Raw genomic sequence first — 20,383 nt, 5'->3', positions numbered from 1 at the left:
AAGGCGAGGGATTCCACCATGGACCGCATCGTCGATATCGCCACGGACGGTCGCCATCTCTCGCTCTATCGGGGCTTCCTCGTCGTGGAGGAGCAGCGCGAGGAAGTAGGCCGGATCGCGCTCGACGATATCTATGCCGTGATCGTTCACGCCCACGGCACCACCTGGAGCGCCAATCTAGTCGCGGCTCTGGCCGAGCGTGGCGCGCCGGTCGTCTTCTGCGGATCGAACCATTCGCCGGTCGCTGTCACCCTGCCGATCGAGGGGCATCACGCCCAGAACGCCCGCTTCCGCGCCCAGTGGGGTGCGTCGAAGCCGCTCTGCAAGCAACTTTGGCGCCGGATCGTGACGGCCAAGATCGCGATGCAGGGATCGCTGCTGGCCACACGCGGCATTGCGGGCGCGGAGGCGTTTCCTTTGATCGCGCGGCGCGTCAAGTCGGGCGATTCGGACAATCTCGAGGCGCAAGCCGCGCGCCGCTATTGGCCTTTGCTGATGGGTGCCGAATTCCGGCGGGACCGCAATAGCCCGGGTGCGAACGCATTGCTCAACTACGGCTATGCGGTGATCAGGGCGACCGTTGCTCGGGCAGTGATCGCCGCCGGCCTCCATCCGACGATCGGCATCAACCACGCCAATCGGGGCAACGCCTTCGTGTTGGCGGATGATCTGGTGGAGCCGTTCCGTCCTCTGGTTGATGCGCTCGTCGTCGCTATGATCGCCCGGGGGCTCGATACCCTCGATCCGAAGCTCAAACGGCAGTTCGCCAGGCTGATCGCGTTTGATTTGCGGATCGGCGGCGAAGCATCGCCCGTTTCGATCGCGGCCGTACGACTCGCGCAATCGCTTGCGCGCGCGTTCGAGACTGGGCGTCCATCGCTTGCGATATTCGATCCCCCGACACCCATCGAATGGGCAGCGCTCGCCCGAAGCGATGAAAGCGACGAGGCGAGCGAGTGACCAACCCCTCCTATCTGAGCGGATATCGGCTGATGTGGATCTTCGTCATGTTCGACCTGCCAGTCGGCACCAAAAAACAGATGCGAGACGCGGCCAAGTTCCGAGAGTTCCTGCAAGACGAAGGTTTTGAGATGAGCCAATTTTCGGTCTATGCTCGATTCTGCAACGGCAAGGAAAGCTTCGACTCGCACCTCTCGCGCATCGAGCGCAGCCTGCCGGAGAAAGGCGATGTGCACATCCTCACCTTCACTGACAGGCAATATGAGAACATCGTCCGATTCTCGAGCCAGCGGCGCAAGCGCCCGCGGAAGAATCCGGACCAGCTTGTCATGTTCTGATTCGCATGCTCGGAACAAGGCTTCCGGATGTGCCAATTTTTCTTACATGATCAATAAGTTACTGGCGCATCCGGTTTAGCGCCTCAGAGATCGGGGGCCAACCACAACAACCAACGGCCAAGGCGTGGGGGTGCCGGTGGTTTAGCGCCTCAGAGATCGGGGGCCAACCACAACACCTTGCGCGCTCGCCCTGACGTTCGGATGGGTTTAGCGCCTCAGAGATCGGGGGCCAACCACAACCATCGCCTTCGCGCTCGCTTCCGCCACGCCGGTTTAGCGCCTCAGAGATCGGGGGCCAACCACAACCCTAGCGCATTCATCGCCAAAGACGACTTGGGTTTAGCGCCTCAGAGATCGGGGGCCAACCACAACCCCAGGAGGTCTATACGTTCGCCAAGGCGAGGTTTAGCGCCTCAGAGATCGGGGGCCAACCACAACGTGCCGACGCCGGCGCCGCGCAACACCGGCGGTTTAGCGCCTCAGAGATCGGGGGCCAACCACAACATTCGCTATCCGCTGTTCGAGCAGGTTGCGGGTTTAGCGCCTCAGAGATCGGGGGCCAACCACAACCGAACGGCACCGCGTCCGCTCGGCCATAGCGGTTTAGCGCCTCAGAGATCGGGGGCCAACCACAACGATATCGTCCGCCAGCTCGCCGACGACGGAGGTTTAGCGCCTCAGAGATCGGGGGCCAACCACAACCCAGGACTGCGCCAGCTCGCGGCGGCGCGGGGTTTAGCGCCTCAGAGATCGGGGGCCAACCACAACTCGACGTCGGCCGCCGCCGGCATCGCGCCGGGTTTAGCGCCTCAGAGATCGGGGGCCAACCACAACGCCACGGCAATGGCGCACCTGTCCACGATCGGTTTAGCGCCTCAGAGATCGGGGGCCAACCACAACCGCAGGCTCCAGCGGTGAGGGTGGATCAGGGGTTTAGCGCCTCAGAGATCGGGGGCCAACCACAACATCACGGTGGACAAGCAGAAGGGTGTTGATGGTTTAGCGCCTCAGAGATCGGGGGCCAACCACAACCGTTAATCGCCGTGATATACCATGCGTCAAGGTTTAGCGCCTCAGAGATCGGGGGCCAACCACAACACCAAACGTAATCCAGTAAAATATCCGCCGGGTTTAGCGCCTCAGAGATCGGGGGCCAACCACAACTGATCGTGCGGATCGCCCTGGGATCGAAAGGTTTAGCGCCTCAGAGATCGGGGGCCAACCGCAACACCGGGCATCGCACCGGGCTGGTGAGGGAGGGTTTAGCGCCTCAGAGATCGGGGGCCAACCGCAACTACCGCGCTTCTCGACGCGCAGGCGCGGTTGGTTTAGCGCCTCAGAGATCGGGGGCCAACCGCAACGCATAAGCCGCAGGTCGCGCAGCAGGCAGTGGTTTAGCGCCTCAGAGATCGGGGGCCAACCGCAACTGGTTGCCGCGCTGGATGTAATTGGCGCCGGGTTTAGCGCCTCAAAGATCGGGCGCGCCTTGGCGCGGGCGGCTGACGGACCAGGTCGCCAGCACGGCGCCCGTCGCGGTATTTTCGATCAGCACCTCGTCGAGCGAGATCGCAACGACGCAGATCGGGCGCTGCTCGCTGCCCGCCGGCTGAATGCAGCGGACCGCACCGGCGCCGGGCACGCGGTCGATACGTCCGCGCAGGCGAAGCCGCAGCCCTTGCGACACGTCGAATTCGTCGGGCGTGACGCGCTGCACGGTATCGAAGACACGCTCGTCGTCGCCGGTGAATTGCGCCACCGCCAGCGTCTGTCCCGGCAGCAGGACGGTCTCGGTGCCGCTCGCCCCCGCCTGGGTCCGCCGCGGGCAGGCGTCGCTCGTCGACCAGGGCCGCGGAATCCAGAAACCTTCGATCGAGGCCGCCGCCTGTTCCTTGGCCAGCGCCCAATCGGCCCCCGACCATTGCGTCGGCTCGACATGGATACGCAACGCCCGGTCTTGCGCATCGTATCGCCAGCGCAGCGGCGCATGGCTGGTCTCGTCCGCCGGCCCTGAACAGCCGAACGGAATGACGAGATCGAGCCGCTGGCCGACCGCCTCGTTCGCCAGATCGGGAAGCGGCTTGCCCGAGGTCAGCGCATCGCTCGCGGCAACGGCGAGGTCGACGATCTCGCTTCGCCCCCACACCGACGGCAAAACCGGCGTGGGTGATGGCCGCGGCGCAGGTGCCTCGATCACTACGGGGGTGATCGGCTCGGGCGCGGGATAGGTGGCGCGGCCGAGAAAGAACCCGGCGGCGCCGATCGCGATCGTGGCGGCCGCGCCGCCCGCGATCGCCAACCGGCTGGCCCTGACACTCGGTTCCCGCATGATCACCTGATAGCAAATTCGGCCGCGCGCTCCAGCCCGAATTGCCGCGCGCGGCGTCTGACGCATTGACAACCCGCCTCTGCGTGCGTGAGGCAGGGCGGACATGACGGTCGACCAGATCCTGACCTTGTTCGTCCTCGCCGCGGTCGTCGCGGCGCTGATCTGGGACAAGATACGCGCCGACGTCGTCGCGCTGTCCGGCGCCGCGGTGCTGCTGATCACCGGCGCGGTGCGGCCGATCGACATCCAGGGCGCCTTCGCCAGCCCCGCGATCGTCGCGCTCGCCTCGCTGTTCGTGATCGCCTACGCGCTCGAACTGTCGGGCCTGCTCGATCGCGCGATCACCCTCGCGGTGCGGATGTGCCGCCGATGGGGCAATGCCGGCATCTGGCTGTTGTTGACGATGATCGGCGGGGTATCGTGCTTCCTCAACAGCACGCCGATCGTCGTGCTCGGCGCGCCGGTGGTGCGCGACGTCGCCCGCGCGCTCAAGCTCTCGCCGCAGCGCTACCTGCTGCCGCTGTCGTATATCGCGGTGCTGACGGGGTGCTGCACGCTGGTGGGCACCTCGACCAACCTGCTGGTCGACGATATGGCGCGGATCGCCGGCCAGCCGCGTTTCGGCATTTTCGAGATCACACCCGTCGGGCTGCCGATGGCGCTGGTCGGCGGGCTCTACCTCTTTCTCGTCAGCGGGCGGCTGTTCGGCCGCGACGACGGCGTAAGAGAGGTCAAGCGCGGCGTCCCGACGATCGCCGAACCGCTGATCGAAAGCGGGCAGGTCGGCGATGCGCAATTGTTCGCCGAACGACGCCCGTTGGCCCCGCTCAAGGCGGCCGTCGCGCTCGTGACCTTCGCCGGGGCGATCGCGCTCGCGGCATTCAACGTGGTGCCGATCGCCGCGTCCGCCTTCACCGGCGCGGTGCTGCTGATCCTGCTGCGGGTGATCAGCGCCGACGAGGCCTATAGCGGCCTCAAGCCCGAGATCCTCGTGTTGATCGCCGGCATGGTGGTGATCGGCATCGGCATGGAACAGAGTGGGCTCGCCAACACCGCCTCCAGGCTGCTGATCGGCAGTGTCGACGGCCTCAGCCCGCTCGCGGTACTGTGCCTCCTCTATCTGATCACGATGGTGACGACCGAACTGCTCTCGAACGCCACCGTCGCAGTGCTGATGACGCCGATCGCCGTCGCGCTCGCGCAAAGCCTCGGCGTCAGCCCGCGCCCGTTCCTGGTCGCGGTGATGATGGCGGGCAGCGCGGCCTTCGCGACCCCGTTCGGCTACCAGACCAACGTGATCGTCTATCAGATGGGGGGATATCGATATCTCGATTTCGTGCGCGTCGGCCTGCCGCTCAACCTCATCACCTTCGTCGTCGCGGTCACCGCGATCCACACCTTCTTCCCGTTTTGAAGAGCGCTCAGAGTCGGCTTGAGAAATCGCGGAAGAGCGATTTCCGTGGCGGCACCGGCCCGCTCCCCCACCCGGCCACCCAATGCGATTATCCTATGGGTGGTCGGGTGGGGAAGCGGGCCGGTGCCGCCATGCGCCGAAAGGCGCATTCTCAAACGGACTCTCAGAGCCGATCGGCCCGCCGATGCGCCGACAGGAACGCCCACATCGCGTCGTTGTCGACCACCCAGGCATGGCCGCCGCCGACGGTGATCCGCGCCGCGACGTCGGCCCCGTCGCGGCAGCCGGTATAGCGCTCCTCGTAGACGCCGTCTGCCGCCCAGCGCGTCGTCGGCGCAGCGGTGCAGCCGTTGAGCGCGGCCCAGCGCTGCTCGGCGGCGTGCATCGTATAGTGCCAATATCCCGCGCCGCCGCCCTGGATGGGATTGGTCTTGTCGGCGTCGCCGGCAAAGGCGATCACCGGCATCGGCGCGGCGGGCGCGCAGGTCGCGGGATCGGGCCGCGACGGGTCGTCGGCATCGGGGTTGCCCGCGCGCAGACCCACCACCGGCGCGATCGCCGCGAACCGGTCGGCCGCGACACAGCCCAGCCATGACGTCATCCGCCCGCCCCCCGACAGCCCGGTGACATAGGCCCGCGCATCGTCCGCGCAGCCCTCAGCCGCCAGCCAGTCGAGCGCGGTCGTCAGATAGGCCACGTCATCGGGATCGTCTTTGGTCGGGATCGTCCCCGTCACCGTCGGCACGCCGGGGATGTTCCACACGAATCCTCGCCCCACGGGAATTCCGGCATCGGGCGCGGCGAGAATGAAGCCATGCGTGTCCGCGGTCGCCTCAAGCCCCGATTCACGCAGCATCTCGGCGCCCGTCGCCGTGCTGCCGTGGAGCAGGAAGACGATCGGCAGTGCCTCCCCCCGATCGTATCCCCGGGGCAGATGCACCAGCATCGGCCGCCCGCTATCCCCGATCGGAATGCGCGCGGTCGTCCCGGGCGCGCCGATGTCGCAGCGGGTGGCGGCATGCGCGGTCGAGGCGATCGACAAAGTGCCGGCGGCGGCGATGCAGGCGAGCAGCGGACGGAACGGAATCGGCCTTCTCCCGATGGTGTTGTTTCGCCCCTTTTCCCCTCGCGGGCACGCGGGAGCAAGGGGTGCCGTCGGATGGCCCCGCTCCCCTTCCCCAACCGCGCGCGGCTTGCTAAGGCGCCCGCGAGCCCCGCATTCGCAAGCTGCCGGCGCCCGCGCGGACCTTAGTCCGCGACGTACGCGTTGGCTCGATACAAGAGAAAGGGAATACCCGCATGACCGCCATTGGCCAGGACACGCTCGGCACCCGCGACACGCTCGACGCCGCCGGCACCACCTACGGCTTCTACAGCCTTGCCAAGGCGGCCGAGAAGCTCGGTGACATCAGCCGGCTGCCCTTTTCGATGAAGGTTCTGCTGGAAAACCTGCTGCGCTTCGAGGACGGCAAGACCGTCACGACCGAGGATCTCCAGGCGATCGTCGATTGGCAGAAGGATCGCCGCTCGGATCGCGAGATCCAGTATCGCCCGGCGCGCGTGCTGATGCAGGATTTCACCGGCGTCCCCTGCGTGGTCGATTTGGCGGCAATGCGCGACGCGATTCGGAAACTCGGCGGCGACGCGCAGAAGATCAACCCGCAGGTGCCCGTCCACCTCGTCATCGATCACTCGGTGATGGTCGACGAATTCGGCACCCCCAAGGCATTCGAGGATAACGTCGCGCTCGAATATCAGCGCAACATGGAGCGCTACGAATTCCTCAAATGGGGTTCGAAGGCGCTCGACAATTTCCAGGTCGTGCCTCCCGGCACCGGCATCTGTCACCAGGTCAATCTCGAATATATCGGCCAGGCGGTATGGCATTCGAAGGGGCCGGACGGGCAACCGGTCGCCTATCCCGATACGCTGGTGGGCACCGACAGCCACACGACGATGATCAACGGCCTCGGCGTGCTCGGCTGGGGCGTCGGCGGGATCGAGGCCGAGGCCGCGATGCTCGGCCAGCCGGTGTCGATGCTGATCCCCGAGGTCGTCGGCTTCAAGCTGACGGGATCGTTGCGCGAAGGCATCACCGCGACCGACCTCGTCCTCACCGTCACGCAGATGCTGCGCCAGAAGGGTGTGGTCGGCCGCTTCGTCGAATTCTACGGCTCCGGCCTGCACACGCTGACGCTCGCGGATCGCGCGACGATCGGCAACATGGCGCCCGAATATGGCGCGACCTGCGGCTTCTTCCCGGTCGATGCCAAGACGATCGATTACATGCGCTTCACTGGCCGCAGCGACGATCAGATCGCGCTCGTCGAGGCCTATTGCCGCGCGCAGGGCATGTGGCACGACGAGAATGCCGCCGATCCGATCTTCACCGACACGCTCGAACTCGACATGTCGACCGTCCACGCCTCGCTCGCCGGCCCCAAGCGCCCGCAGGACCGCATCTCGCTCAACAAGGTCGACGAGGTGTTCAACGGCGATCTCTCCAAGGTCTATGACAAGCAGCGCCCGACGCGCGTCGCCGTCGATGGCCTCAACCACGATATCGGCGACGGCGATGTCGTCATCGCCGCGATCACGAGCTGCACCAACACCTCGAACCCCAGCGTGCTGATCGCCGCCGGCCTCGTCGCCCGCAAGGCGCGCGCGAAGGGGCTCAAGCCCAAGCCGTGGGTCAAGACCTCGCTCGCGCCGGGGAGCCAGGTCGTCACCGATTATCTCGACAAGGCCGGGCTGACCGACGATCTCAACGCACTCGGCTTCAACCTCGTCGGCTATGGCTGCACCACCTGCATCGGCAATTCCGGGCCGCTCGCGCCCGCGATCTCGAAGGCGATCAACGAGAACGACGTCGTCGCCGCTTCGGTGCTCTCGGGCAACCGCAATTTCGAGGGCCGCGTGTCGCCCGATGTGCGCGCCAACTTCCTCGCCTCGCCCCCGCTCGTCGTCGCTTATGCGATCAAGGGCACCGTGACCGAGGATATGGAAGCCTCCGCGCTCGGCACGGACGGCGACGGCAACGACGTGTTCTTGCGAGATATCTGGCCGACCAATCAGGAAGTCCGCGACCTGATCGACGCCAATATCGACAATGAGATGTTCCGCGCCCGCTACGGCAACGTCTATGCGGGCGACGAGCGGTGGCGTGACATCGACGTCACCGGCTCCGAAACCTATCAGTGGCGCGCCGGCTCCACCTATGTCGCCAACCCGCCCTATTTCGAGGGCATGGAGATGACGCCGGCGCCCGTCGCCGACATCGTCGAGGCGAAGCCGCTCGCGATCCTGGGCGATTCGATCACCACCGATCACATCTCGCCCGCCGGCAGCATCAAGGCCGACAGCCCCGCCGGGCTCTACCTCCAGGATCATCAGGTCAACCGTCAGGATTTCAATTCCTACGGCAGCCGCCGCGGCAACCACGAGGTGATGATGCGCGGCACCTTCGCCAACATCCGCATCAGGAACGAGATGGTTCCCGGCGTCGAAGGCGGCATGTCGAAATACGACGGCGAGGTGATGCCGATCTACGACGCCGCGATGCGCCACAAGGCCGACGGCACGCCTTTGGTGGTGGTCGCGGGCAAGGAATACGGCACCGGCTCGTCGCGAGACTGGGCCGCCAAGGGCACGATCCTGCTCGGCGTCCGCGCGGTGATCGCCGAGAGCTTTGAGCGTATCCACCGCTCGAACCTTGTCGGCATGGGTGTGCTCCCCTTGCAGTTCGCGGACGGCGTGACGCGCCAGACGCTCAGGCTCGACGGCTCGGAGACCTTCACCATCCACGGCGTCGGCGACATCCGCCCGCGGCAGGATGTCGAGGTCACCCTCACCCGCGCCGACGGCAAGACCGAACGCTTCGCCACCCGCTGCCGGATCGATACCGTCAACGAGTTGGAATATTTCCTCCACGGCGGCATCCTCCAATACGTGCTGAGGAACCTCGCCGCGAACTGAGCCGCCCCCCTTTCCCTCTCCCCTCGGGAGAGGGAGGGAGCCGGCAAAGGCGGCGGAAGGGTGAGGCCGGCAACGCCCAGCCGCTCCCCAAGCCCGCCACCCCAGCCCCAGACCGTCACCCCAGCGAAGGCTGGGGTCCATGTCTGATGCGAGAAATAACGGACGGTGGCCCGATAACCGACCGACATGGATGCCAGCCTGCGCTGGCATGACGGAATAAGGCATTTCCTCGCCCAGCGCGTCGCTCCGGCGGACGCTGGACTCCCGATACTCCCGAAAGCCGCGGCCTTCGATCGCGTGCCGATTGCCGCGCGCCGCCGCCCGGCCTAAGTGCCCGCTCGATGGCGGCTTATTCCTCCCCGGCCTATCAGGCGTCGCGCCGCGGCCGGGGGCCGGGGCTCGCGCTCGCGATCGCCGCGAACGTCCTGCTCGCGTTGCTCTTCCTGACCATGTCGTCCTATTCGCCCCTCCAGCGCATGGCGCCGACGGGGCTGTCGGTGTTCAACGTCTCGGGCTCGCGCCCCGCCGCCGAAGCATCCGAAAGGAAGGCCGCGCCCAAGCCGCGCCCGAAACGCGCCACCGCAGCGCGAGAGGCACCCGCACCACGCCCGCCGAAGCCGCCGGCACCCGACGCCTCGGCGCCCAGCCCGTTCAAGATGATCATCGTCAGCAAAGAGGCGTTCGGCGCCTCGGACATCGGCAAGCTGCCCAAGGACGCGCCCGAAATTGCCTCCGGCGGTGGCGAGGGCAAGGCGGCCGACAGCGCCTCGACCTACGGCCCCGGCGAAGGACCGGGCGGCGCCACGCTCTACGCCGCCGACTGGTATCGCAAGCCGCGCGATGCCGAGCTTGCCTATTACATGCCCAAGGTGGTCCGCCCCGGCAGTTGGGCGGAGATCGCCTGCCAGACGGCCGAGCGCTATCGCGTCGAGAATTGCCGCGCGCTTGCCGAATCACCGCCCGGCTCCGGCCTCGCCAACGCGCTACGCCGCGCCGCATGGCAATTCCAGGTGCGCCCGCCGAGCATCGACGGCAAGCCGATGCTCCACACCTGGGTCCGCATCCATTTCGACTTCACCGAAAAGGCCCGCGACTGATCACCCCGGTCAATCCGCGGGCAGGACGGGCTTTTCGGGCAGCGCCTCGGGATCGACGGCGTCTTCGGTGGCTTTGCCGGCGCGCGGGCGGCCATAGACGAAATAGACCAGCAGCCCGATCGCGTTCCAGCCGAGGAAGAACAATTCGGTCCGCGTCGGCAAGCTGAAGAACAGATAGATGCACCCCAGGATCGCGATCGTCCCTACGACGGGCGCCATCGGCGTGCGGAAGGTCCGCGGCGCATCGGGCGCGCGCCGGCGCATCACCAGCATGCACACCGAGACCGCCGTGAACGCCGCGAGCGTCCCGGCATTGGCGAGCGCCGCGATCGCATCGATCGGCGCCACGCCCGCGATCACCGCCACCAGCACCGCGGTCAGGATCGTGATCTTCACGGGTGCCCCACGCTTCGAGACCGTCGCCAGCTTCGCCGGCAGCAACCCGTCGCGCGCCATCGTGAAGAAGATGCGGCTCTGCCCGAACAGGAAGCCCAGCAGCACCGTCGGCAACGCCACCACCGCGCTCACCGCCAGGATCGTCGCCACCACCGGCTGGTCGATCCCGCGCAGGATCAGCGCCAGCGGATCGGGGCTGTTGGCGAACTCGATGAAGTGCAGCGCCCCCACCGCCGTCACCCCGATCAGGATGTAGATCGCGACACACGCGATCATCGATCCGACGATCCCGATCGCCAGATCGCGGCCCGGATTCTTGGTCTCCTCGGCCGCCGTCGAGATCGCATCGAACCCGTAGAAGGCGAAGAAGATGATCGCCGCCGCCGCCATCACCCCGCGCGCGACGACCTCGCCGCCCGCGCCGGGCAGCGCTTCCTTGCCGAAGCCGTAGGGCATGAACGGATGCAGGTTGTCGGGGTTGAAATGCGGCAGCGCGACGACGACGAACAGCGCCAGCGCGAGCATCTTGATCACCACCAGCACCGCGTTCAGCGTCGCCGATTCCTTGGTCCCCAGGCTCAGCAGCCCTGCCACCACCGCGATGATGAAGATCGCCGGCAGGTTGATCAGCCCGCCAAGCTCCGGCCCCTGCGTCAGCGCGTGCGGAAACCCCAGCCCTTCGAGCAACGGCGAGGCATAGCCCGACCACCCCACCGCCACCGTCGAGACCACCAGCGAATATTCGAGGATCAGGCTCCACCCGATCACCCAGGCAATGATCTCGCCCAAGACGACATAGCTGTAGGTGTATGCGCTGCCGCTCGCTGGCAGCATCGTCGACATCTCGGCATAGGCCAGCGCCGCGCACGCGCAGATCACGCCGGCGATCACGAACGACACGATCACCGCCGGCCCGGCGCGATCCGCCCCCACCCCGATCAGCGTCAGGATGCCGGTGCCGACGATCGCCCCCACCCCCAGCGCCACCAGATGCGGCCAAGACAAGGTGCGCGCCAACCGGTGCTCGCCCGGCTGCTCGGCGCCCACCGCAATCACTTTCTTACGGAATAAATCGGCCATCGATCCCCCGAAATGAGAAACAACGAAGCCCGGCGCTTGATGAACGCCGGGCGGTTGCCCATAGGGTAGGGATATGAAGCGACTCCGCAACCTTTGTGGGGTTTTATAAGTTTTATAAATACTTAGGAGGGATTTGATGGAAACCGCGCTCGATTTCGCGCTGGGCGAAACCGCCGACATGATCCGCGAGACGACCCGCCGTTTCGCCGCCGACCGGATCGCGCCCAAGGCCGCCGATATCGACGAGCACAACAAATTCGATCGCTCGCTCTGGCCCGAAATGGGCGCGCTGGGGCTGCACGGCATCACCGTCGAAGAAGAATGGGGCGGGCTTGGGCTGGGCTATCTCGATCACGTCGTCGCGATGGAGGAGGTCAGCCGTGCCTCGGCCTCGATCGGTCTCAGCTACGGCGCGCATTCCAACCTCTGCGTCAACCAGATCCGCCGCTGGGGCAACGCCGAGCAGAAAGCGAAATACCTGCCCCGGCTGATCTCGGGCGAGCATGTCGGCAGCCTCGCGATGTCGGAGGCCGGATCGGGCTCGGACGTCGTCTCGATGAAGCTCAAGGCGGAAGCGCGCGGCAACGATCGCTACATCCTCAACGGCACCAAATTCTGGATCACCAACGCGCCCGAGGCGGACACGCTCGTCGTCTACGCCAAGACCGACAGCGCGGCGGGAAGCGGGGGCATCACCGCGTTCCTGATCGAAAAGGGTTTCAAGGGCTTCTCGGTCTCGAAGAAGCTCGACAAGATGGGGATGCGCGGCTCCGACACCGCCGAGCTGGTGTTCGAGGATTGCGAAGTCCCGGCCGAGAACGTGATGGGGCCGGTCGGCGGCGGCGTCGGCGTGCTGATGAGCGGCCTTGATTACGAACGCGCGGTGCTCTCCGCCGGCCCGCTCGGCATCATGCAGGCGTGCCTCGATGTGGTGCTGCCCTATGTCCGCGATCGTAAGCAGTTCGGCAAGCCGATCGGCAGCTTCCAGCTCATCCAGGCCAAGGTCGCCGACATGTACGTCGCGCTCAACAGCGCGCGCGCCTATGTCTACGCGGTCGCTCGCGCCTGCGACGCCGGCAAGACGACCCGCTTCGACGCCGCCGGCGCGATCCTGCTCGCCAGCGAAAACGCCGTCAAAACCGCGCTCGAAGCGATCCAGGCGCTCGGCGGCGCGGGCTACACCAAGGAATGGCCGGTCGAACGCTTCCTGCGCGATGCCAAGCTCTACGACATCGGCGCAGGAACGAACGAGATCAGGCGCTACCTGATCGGCCGCGAATTGATCGGGGCGTAGCGGTGGCGGCTTTCGCCCAGTTGCCGTCATGCCAGCGAAGGCTGGCATCCATGACCCTATCGGAAGCGAACGGGCCGCCTTGCTAGAGAGATAGACCCCAGCCTTCGCTGGGGTCACGAAACGGGGGACGGCCACTAACCACCAATAGCAGTCGCACCACTCACCTCACCACACATGCACCCTCTTGTCGGGCGCGAGATACAGTTTCTGCCCCGGCTGCACGTCGAACGCCTTGTACCAGTCGTCGAGATTGCGCACCGTCAGCGCGCGGAAATTGCCCGGCGCGTGGCCGTCGGTCGCGATCTGCTGGCGCAGCGCCTTGTCACGCGTCTTGGTCCGCCAGCTCTGCGCGAAGGAGAGGAAGAAGCGCTGGTCGCCCGTCAGCCCCGCGATCACCGGCGCTTCCTTGCCGCCCAGCGAGGCGTGATACGCCTCCAGCGCCGCCGTCAGCCCCGCGACGTCGGCGATGTTCTCGCCCAGCACCAGTTCGCCGTTCAGATGCAGCCCCGGCAGCGGCTCGTACGCGCTGTATTGATCCGCCAGCGCCTGCCCGGCCTGTTTGAAGTGCGCCAGATCCTCGGGCGTCCACCAGTTGCGCAGCTTGCCGGTCGAATCGAATTCGGCGCCGTTATTGTCGAAGCTGTGGCTGATCTCATGCCCGATGACGGCGCCGATCGATCCGTAATTCGCCGCCGGATCGGCCTTGGGGTCGTAGAACGGCGCCTGGAGGATCGCGGCCGGGAAGTTGAGCGCGTTCTGCAAGGGCAGGTTGACCGCATTCACCGTCTGCGGCGTCATCCACCATTCGCCGCGATCGACCGGCTTGCCGATCTTGGCGATCTGGTGGTGATATTCCGCCTTGGCCGCGCGCCGCGCATTGCCCACCGGATCGTCGGCACGAATGTCGAGCCCCGAATAATCGCGCCACGTCTCGGGATAGCCGATGCCGACCTTCAGCGTCTCGATCTTCTTGCGCGCCTCGGCCTTGGTCGCCGGGGCCATCCAGTCGAGATTGGCGACGCGCGTGTCGAACGCCTTCAGGATGCCCTGCACCATGTGCTGGATGTCGGCCTTGGACGAGGCCGGGAAATATTGCTCGGCATAGAGCTTGCCCACCGCATCGCCCAGCGCGTTGTTCACCGCGGCGATCGCGCGCTTGTCGCGGCTGCGCTGCTGCGGCGTGCCCGATAGCGTGGTGCCGTAAAACGCGAACCGCGCGTCGTCGATCGCCTTGGGCAGCACGGTCGCGACGGTGTTGATGCGGTGGAAGGTCAGCCAGTCCTGCCACGTCTGCAACGGCTCGCTCGCCACCAGCGCGGCCTCGCCCGTCACCGCCTTGGGCTGCCAGACGATGAAGTCCTTCTGGTCGGGCAGTTCCGCCGCCGCCCAGAACGCCTCCCAGTCGAGCCCCGGCGCCTTCTTCGCGAAGTCCGCCTTGGTCCAGGGATCGTGTCCCTTCGACATCTGGCTCGTCGTCTCGAGATCGGCATGCGTCTTGGCGAGCTTGGTTTCGAGATCGACGATCCGCGCCGCGCGCGCCTGCGCGTCGCTCACGCCGGCAAGCTGGAGCAATTGCGCGACATAGCTCTTATAAGCGACGCGGATCTGCTGCATCTCGGGCGCCGAAGACAGGTAATAGTCGCGATCGGGCAGCCCCAGCCCGCCTTGCAGCAGATAGGGCACGGTCTTGTCGGGCTGCGTCAGCGCCTGCGTCACGAACAGCCCGAACAGATTCTCGCTGCCCAGGCTGGTCGCGTTGATCGGGTCTTCGTCGGCAAGCAGGTTCGCGCCCAGCATCGTCGCCAGTTGCGTCTTGTCCTTGAGCGCCGCGATCGCCTGCAACTCGCCCTGGATCGGCGCCAGCCCGCGCTGTTCGATCGCCTTGGTGTTGAGATAGGCGTTGTAGAAATCGGCGATCCGGCGCTGGTCGGTTCCGGGCGCGGCCTCGGCCTTCACCGCGGCGTCGATGATCGCGCGATTGTTCGCCTCGGCCTTGTTGAACACCTCCAGGAACACGCCGGTGCTCGATCGATCGGCGGGAATCTCGGTCTTCGCACGCCAGCCGCCGTTGGCATATTCGTCGAAATTGTCGCCGGGCTTGACCGAGGTGTTCAGCCCGGTCGTATCGATTCCGATCGTGGTGCCGGCGGCCGCCACCCTGGCGATGTCGTTCTGCTCGTCGCCCTGGCTACAGGCGGCGACGGTGGCAGCGGTGGCGAGGAGGGCGGCAAGCAGCAGGCGTCGCGTCATGGCATCTCTTTCCCGGAATATCGTATATGGCTGATGGACTACACCGCGGGCCGGGCCAACGCCAGCGGCTTCCCTTCCTGCGCGGACGCGTCTAGCAGGGCCACAAAAATACCGAGGGAAGGATCAGGGCACCGCCATGAGCGCACCGCTACTCGACACCAAATTGTCGCCCGAAAGCGATGCGTTCCGTACCAATGCTGCGCACAATCGCGCGCTGGCCGATCGCTTGCGCGCCGATGTCGCCCGGGCCGCAGCGGGCGGCTCGCAAGCCTCGCGCGACCGCCATACCGCGCGCGGCAAGTTGCTCCCGCGCGATCGCGTCGAACGGCTGCTCGATCCCGGCGCGCCCTTTCTCGAAATCGGCCAGCTCGCCGCGGGCGGCCTGTATGGCGGCGAGGTGCCCGGCGCCGGGTTGATCGCCGGGATCGGCCGCGTCTCCGGCCGGCAGGTCATGATCGTGTGCAACGACGCCACGGTGAAGGGCGGCACCTATTATCCGATGACGGTCAAGAAGCATCTCCGCGCGCAGGAGATCGCCGAGGCCAACCGGCTGCCGTGCATCTACCTCGTCGATTCGGGCGGCGCCAACCTGCCGCATCAGGCCGAGGTGTTCCCCGACCGCGACCATTTCGGCCGCATCTTCTTCAACCAGGCCAACATGAGCGCGCTCGGCATCCCGCAGATCGCGTGCGTGATGGGAAGCTGCACCGCGGGCGGCGCCTATGTCCCCGCCATGTCCGACGAAAGCGTCATCGTCCGCAATCAGGGCACGATCTTCCTCGCCGGCCCGCCGCTGGTGAAGGCTGCCACCGGTGAGGTCATCTCGGCCGAGGAACTCGGCGGCGCCGATACCCACGGCCGCAAGTCGGGCGTGGTCGATCACGTCGCCGAGAATGACGAGCACGCGCTCACGATCGTCCGCGACATCGTCTCGACGCTCCCCGCCAATCGCACGCCAGACATCGCGCTCACCGATCCGCGCCCGCCCCGATACCCCGCCGACGACCTTTACGGTATCATCCCCGAAGACGTCCGCGCGCCCTACGATGTCCATGAAGTCATCGCCCGCCTCGTCGACGGCAGCGAGTTCAACGAATTCAAGGCGCTCTACGGCAGCAGCCTGGTGTGCGGCTTCGCGCATATCTGGGGGATGCCGGTCGCGATCCTCGCCAACAACGGCGTGCTGTTCAGCGAAAGCGCGGTCAAGGGCGCGCATTTCATCGAACTCGCCTGCCAGCGCCGCATTCCGCTGCTTTTCCTCCAGAACATCTCGGGCTTCATGGTCGGCGGCAAGTACGAGGCCGAAGGCATCGCCAAGCACGGCGCCAAGCTGGTGACCGCGGTTGCCACCGCCAGCGTGCCCAAGATCACGATCCTGATCGGCGGCAGCTTCGGCGCGGGCAATTACGGCATGTGCGGCCGCGCCTATTCGCCGCGCTTCCTCTTTTCATGGCCCAACAGCCGGATCAGCGTGATGGGCGGCGAACAGGCCGCCAGCGTGCTCGCGACGGTCCACCGCGACGCCGATAGCTGGAGCGCGGAAGAAGCCGAGGCCTTCAAGGCCCCGATCCGCGAAAAATACGAAGACGAAGGCAACCCCTGGCACGCCACCGCGCGACTGTGGGACGACGGCATCATCGATCCGGCGCAAACCCGCGATGTCTTGGGGTTAGCCTTCGCCGCCACCCTCAACGCCCCCATCCCCGAACGCCCGTCGTTCGGCGTGTTCCGCATGTGATGAGAAACGATGGCCCCTTATTCCTCCCCGAGCTTGTCTCGGGGAGGGGGACCGTCCGGCGCAGCCGGATGGTGGAGGGGCAGCCGCGCCTGCGCGGCCACGACGATCCCCCGAACGACCCTATCCAGATCGCGAAGCGCCTCACGCGCGGGAATCCGCACCGTCGCAATGCCGTGACCCGCAAACCACCGATCACGCCGCGCATCGCGCATCGGCCGATCACCTCGCCCGTGCGCCTCGCCATCGATCTCGATCGCCAACCGGGCGTCGCTACAGTAGAAATCGAGCGTATAATCGCCGCTTGGATGTTGCCGTCGAAATTTGAGACCCGCGGGGCGCGCGCGCAAAACCTGCCAAAGCGCGATTTCGGGCGGAGACATCACACGCCGCAACCGGCGCGATCTCGCGACCGTCTCGCTTTTCGGTTTAGGCGCAACGTCTCGCAACATCTCCCTTCCCCCTCCACCATGCTTCGCATGGTCCCCCTCCCCGAGACAAGCTCGGGGAGGATCGCATAGGATTCCACCCATGCTCCCCCTCATCCTCCCGCTTCTCTTTCAGGTCACCCCGGTCGCGCCCATCATCAAGGGCACTGCGCTGCCGCCACCCGATGCGGATACCGCCGCCGTCCTCGCCCCCGTCGAGCGCATGTTCGCCGGCCTCGCGGCGCACGACGCGCAGGCGATCCGCGCCGAGCTTCGCCCCGAAGGCGGCGCCACCGTCGCCATCGAACAGCCCGACGGCACCCGCACGATCCGCCATCTTAGCTGGGACGAATTCACCGCCGGCATCAAGCCGGGCGCAGAGGCATTCGAGGAACGCTTCACCGGCCCGCCCGCGGTCGAGATCGACGGCGATATCGCGATGGTCTGGGGGCCGTACACTTTCCTGCTCGACGGCAAGCCGCACCATTGCGGGGTCGACCATTTCGACCTGATCCACGACGCCGGCCAGTGGAAGGTGCTCAACGTCACCTGGTCGCAGCGCACCACGGGGTGCGAGGCGGCATGACGTGCGCTGTCCTACAGCACCCCATCTGGTTTATGATCACCGCATGAGCATCGCCCGCCCGCATCCTCGCCCCCGTTTCCGGGCGCTCGCGGCAAAGCGGACAAAACCGTGCGACACTCTCCACTTTCTCCACTTTACCCCGGCGGACCCATGCTGACATCGCTCCTCATCGCCAATCGCGGCGAAATCGCCTGCCGCGTCATCCGCACCGCGCGCCGCATGGGAATCCGCACGATCGCGGTCTATTCGGATGCCGACGCCGCCGCGCTCCACGTCCGTCAGGCCGACGAGGCGGTCCATATCGGCCCCTCGCCCGCACGCGAAAGCTATCTCGTCGGCGACAAAATCATCGCCGCCGCGAAGCAGGCCGGCGCCGAGGCGATCCATCCCGGCTACGGCTTCCTCTCGGAAAATGCCGATTTCGCGGCTGCCGTGATCGATGCCGGGCTGATCTGGGTCGGCCCCAAGCCCGACAGCATCCGCGCGATGGGCCTCAAAGACGCCGCCAAGCAGCGCATGATCGCCGCGGGCGTGCCGGTGACGCCGGGCTATCTCGGCGAGGATCAGAACCCCGATCGCCTCCACGCAGAGGCCGATGCGATCGGCTATCCGGTGCTGATCAAGGCGGTCGCGGGCGGCGGCGGCAAGGGGATGCGCCGCGTCGATGCTGCGCCGCAATTCGCCGACGCGCTGCAATCGTGCCAGCGCGAGGCCGCCAGTTCGTTCGGCGACGATCGCGTGCTGATCGAGAAATACATCCTCTCGCCGCGCCATATCGAAGTGCAGGTGTTCGGCGATGCCCACGGCAATGTCGTCCATCTGTTCGAGCGCGATTGCTCGCTCCAGCGCCGCCACCAGAAGGTGATCGAGGAAGCCCCCGCCCCCGGCATGGACGAGGCGACGCGCGAGGCCGTCTGCGCCGCCGCCGTCCGCGCCGCCAAAGCAGTGGACTATGAAGGCGCCGGCACGATCGAATTCATCGCCGACGCGAGCGACGGGCTGCGCGCCGACCGCATCTGGTTCATGGAAATGAACACCCGGTTGCAGGTCGAACACCCGGTGACCGAGGCAATAACCGGTCAGGATTTGGTCGAATGGCAGCTATGGGTCGCCAACGGTGAGCCGTTGCCGAAGCGGCAGGAGGAGCTGAAGATCAACGGCTGGGCCATCGAGGCGCGGCTTTATGCGGAGAACCCGGCCGCGGGATTTCTGCCAAGCACCGGCTCACTCGATCACCTTGTGTTCCGGGGGGCCGGGCGAATCGAAACTGGCGTCGAGCAAGGCGACACGATTTCTCCGTTCTACGATCCTATGATCGCCAAGTTGATTGCAACAGCGGACACGCGGGAAAAGGCAATTACGAAGCTGGCGGACGCGGTCGGTCGCGTTGAATGCATCCCGGTCAAGACGAATGCCTGGTTCCTGCACCGCCTGCTCCTCAGACCGGAATTTCAAGCAGGCGCTGTTACAACCGGTTTTATCGCAGAACATCAGGATGTGCTGATAGAGGCCCCGCGCCCTCGCCCCGCGTTGTTGCAACAAGCCGCCGACCGTGCGGTCTATAACGACGACTTTCATCCGCCAATCTGCTCTCCAGGTGATGAGGCCCGCTTTGCGGGAACTTTGGGATTCCGCTTGAATGCCGATCGTCAGCGCACCGTTGTGCTGTCTGTTGATGGTGAACGGGTGCCCATTGAGTTCGCAGACAGCATGGATGAGTTCCGCGCCTATTGGGAAGATGAACGCAACGGCATGGTCGGCATCGGGCAAACGGCAGTGATGTTCGATGGTGGAGCGGCATTTGTCACCGCCCCTTACCGCGGATCCGGCACCGCCTCAGGCACCGCCACCGATGGCGCCATCCTCTCCCCCATGCCGGGCCGCATCATCGCCGTTTCGGTCGCGGCGGGCGACGCCGTCGCCAAGGGTCAGAAGCTCGTCACGCTCGAGGCGATGAAGATGGAGCACACGCTCACCGCCCCGTTCGACGGCATCATCGCCGATCTCGCCGCCACCGAAGGCGCGCAGGTCAGCGAAGGCAGCTTGCTGGTGCAGGTCGAGCGCAACGAAGAATGATCCTCACACCGTGAAGCTCTCGCCGCACCCGCACGAACCCTTCGCATTGGGGTTGTTGAACACGAACCCCGCGGCGAAATCGTCCTCGGTCCAGTCCATCGTCGAGCCGATCAGATAGAGGATCGACGCGCCATCGACGAACAGGGCGCCGCCCGGCGTGTCGATGCGCTCGTCCATCGGGTTGGCGGCGGTGACATAGTCGACCGAATAGGCCAGCCCCGAACAGCCGCGCCGCGGGGTCGAGAGCTTGACGCCGATCGCGTCCTCGGGCGCCTTGGCCATCAGGCTCGCGATCCGCGCCTCGGCATCGGGCGTCAGCATCAAGGGCGCGGGGCGCTTACGGGTTTTCACGTCGGTCATCGTCTTCTCCACGCCCCCAAGGCAGAGGAGCTGGGGCGGTCTTGCCTTCCCCCCACCCCCTCGGCGGC

Annotated in this window: 15 protein-coding genes and 1 CRISPR repeat array; of the genes, 9 read left to right on the top strand and 6 right to left on the bottom strand. The window is 66.2% G+C overall.

Going from position 1 to position 20,383, the window contains the following annotated elements:
* Positions 1-18: 18 nt before the first annotated feature.
* On the top strand, positions 19-960 hold the full coding sequence (gene cas1 / locus DFR49_RS01385) for a type II CRISPR-associated endonuclease Cas1 (RefSeq protein WP_119034257.1): 942 nt from the start codon (positions 19-21) through the stop codon (positions 958-960).
* Entirely contained in the window at positions 957-1,298 is a 342-nt protein-coding gene (gene cas2, locus DFR49_RS01380) for a CRISPR-associated endonuclease Cas2 (RefSeq protein ID WP_245968189.1), read from the top strand. Before cas1 ends, cas2 begins: the two co-directional genes overlap by 4 nt.
* Positions 1,299-1,370: 72 nt before the next feature.
* Positions 1,371-2,725: direct repeats of the CRISPR family, unit length 36 nt; unit sequence GGTTTAGCGCCTCAGAGATCGGGGGCCAACCACAAC.
* 41 nt (positions 2,726-2,766) lie between these two features.
* On the opposite strand, the gene DFR49_RS22470 is transcribed toward cas2, so the two are convergent.
* Positions 2,767-3,624 (bottom strand): hypothetical protein, encoded by an 858-nt coding sequence (locus DFR49_RS22470; protein ID WP_425454899.1) that lies wholly within the window; start codon positions 3,622-3,624, stop codon positions 2,767-2,769.
* A gap of 103 nt (positions 3,625-3,727) precedes the next feature.
* On the opposite strand from DFR49_RS22470, the gene DFR49_RS01370 reads away from it, so the two are divergent.
* Entirely contained in the window at positions 3,728-5,038 is a 1,311-nt protein-coding gene (locus DFR49_RS01370) for an SLC13 family permease (RefSeq protein WP_119034255.1), read from the top strand.
* Between the two features lie 163 nt (positions 5,039-5,201).
* Here the strand turns inward: DFR49_RS01370 and DFR49_RS01365 are convergent, their stop codons facing one another.
* On the bottom strand, positions 5,202-6,080 hold the full coding sequence (locus DFR49_RS01365) for a CE1 family esterase (RefSeq protein ID WP_245968188.1): 879 nt from the start codon (positions 6,078-6,080) through the stop codon (positions 5,202-5,204).
* A gap of 257 nt (positions 6,081-6,337) precedes the next feature.
* On the opposite strand from DFR49_RS01365, the gene acnA reads away from it, so the two are divergent.
* Both acnA and DFR49_RS01355 read left to right on the top strand, forming a co-directional pair.
* Complete coding sequence (acnA, locus tag DFR49_RS01360) at positions 6,338-9,013, top strand: aconitate hydratase AcnA (protein ID WP_119034254.1); 2,676 nt, start codon at positions 6,338-6,340, stop codon at positions 9,011-9,013.
* A 341-nt stretch (positions 9,014-9,354) separates the two neighbouring features.
* On the top strand, positions 9,355-10,110 hold the full coding sequence (locus DFR49_RS01355) for a hypothetical protein (RefSeq protein WP_119034253.1): 756 nt from the start codon (positions 9,355-9,357) through the stop codon (positions 10,108-10,110).
* Positions 10,111-10,119: 9 nt separating this feature from the next.
* Here the strand turns inward: DFR49_RS01355 and DFR49_RS01350 are convergent, their stop codons facing one another.
* Complete coding sequence (locus tag DFR49_RS01350) at positions 10,120-11,586, bottom strand: amino acid permease (protein ID WP_119034252.1); 1,467 nt, start codon at positions 11,584-11,586, stop codon at positions 10,120-10,122.
* A 136-nt stretch (positions 11,587-11,722) separates the two neighbouring features.
* Here DFR49_RS01350 and DFR49_RS01345 point away from each other — a divergent pair, with 136 nt between their 5' ends.
* A complete protein-coding gene (locus DFR49_RS01345) occupies positions 11,723-12,880 on the top strand; it encodes an isovaleryl-CoA dehydrogenase (protein WP_119034251.1) in 1,158 nt (385 codons plus the stop codon).
* Between the two features lie 165 nt (positions 12,881-13,045).
* Here DFR49_RS01345 and DFR49_RS01340 read toward each other — a convergent pair whose 3' ends face one another.
* Positions 13,046-15,130: a M13 family metallopeptidase gene (locus DFR49_RS01340; protein WP_119034250.1), complete on the bottom strand. Its 2,085-nt coding sequence runs from the start codon at positions 15,128-15,130 to the stop codon at positions 13,046-13,048.
* Between the two features lie 136 nt (positions 15,131-15,266).
* Here DFR49_RS01340 and DFR49_RS01335 point away from each other — a divergent pair, with 136 nt between their 5' ends.
* Complete coding sequence (locus tag DFR49_RS01335) at positions 15,267-16,868, top strand: carboxyl transferase domain-containing protein (protein WP_119034249.1); 1,602 nt, start codon at positions 15,267-15,269, stop codon at positions 16,866-16,868.
* A gap of 17 nt (positions 16,869-16,885) precedes the next feature.
* Here the strand turns inward: DFR49_RS01335 and DFR49_RS01330 are convergent, their stop codons facing one another.
* The gene (locus DFR49_RS01330; RefSeq protein ID WP_119034248.1) at positions 16,886-17,317 is read right to left on the bottom strand and encodes an endonuclease domain-containing protein; all 432 of its coding nucleotides are present in this window, start codon (positions 17,315-17,317) and stop codon (positions 16,886-16,888) included.
* Between the two features lie 79 nt (positions 17,318-17,396).
* On the opposite strand from DFR49_RS01330, the gene DFR49_RS01325 reads away from it, so the two are divergent.
* Both DFR49_RS01325 and DFR49_RS01320 read left to right on the top strand, forming a co-directional pair.
* Positions 17,397-17,879 (top strand): nuclear transport factor 2 family protein, encoded by a 483-nt coding sequence (locus DFR49_RS01325; RefSeq protein WP_119034247.1) that lies wholly within the window; start codon positions 17,397-17,399, stop codon positions 17,877-17,879.
* A 150-nt stretch (positions 17,880-18,029) separates the two neighbouring features.
* On the top strand, positions 18,030-19,955 hold the full coding sequence (locus tag DFR49_RS01320; protein ID WP_119034246.1) for an acetyl/propionyl/methylcrotonyl-CoA carboxylase subunit alpha: 1,926 nt from the start codon (positions 18,030-18,032) through the stop codon (positions 19,953-19,955).
* A gap of 3 nt (positions 19,956-19,958) precedes the next feature.
* On the opposite strand, the gene DFR49_RS01315 is transcribed toward DFR49_RS01320, so the two are convergent.
* Positions 19,959-20,315, bottom strand: a complete 357-nt coding sequence (locus tag DFR49_RS01315; protein ID WP_119035213.1) for a HesB/IscA family protein — start codon at positions 20,313-20,315, stop codon at positions 19,959-19,961.
* Positions 20,316-20,383: the final 68 nt, after the last annotated feature.

This window comes from Hephaestia caeni, assembly GCF_003550065.1.
In the GTDB taxonomy this organism is placed as follows: domain Bacteria; phylum Pseudomonadota; class Alphaproteobacteria; order Sphingomonadales; family Sphingomonadaceae; genus Sphingomonas; species Sphingomonas caeni_A.
The sequence above is the reverse complement of the archived record's forward strand: the minus strand, read 5'-3'. Positions and strand labels throughout refer to the sequence as shown.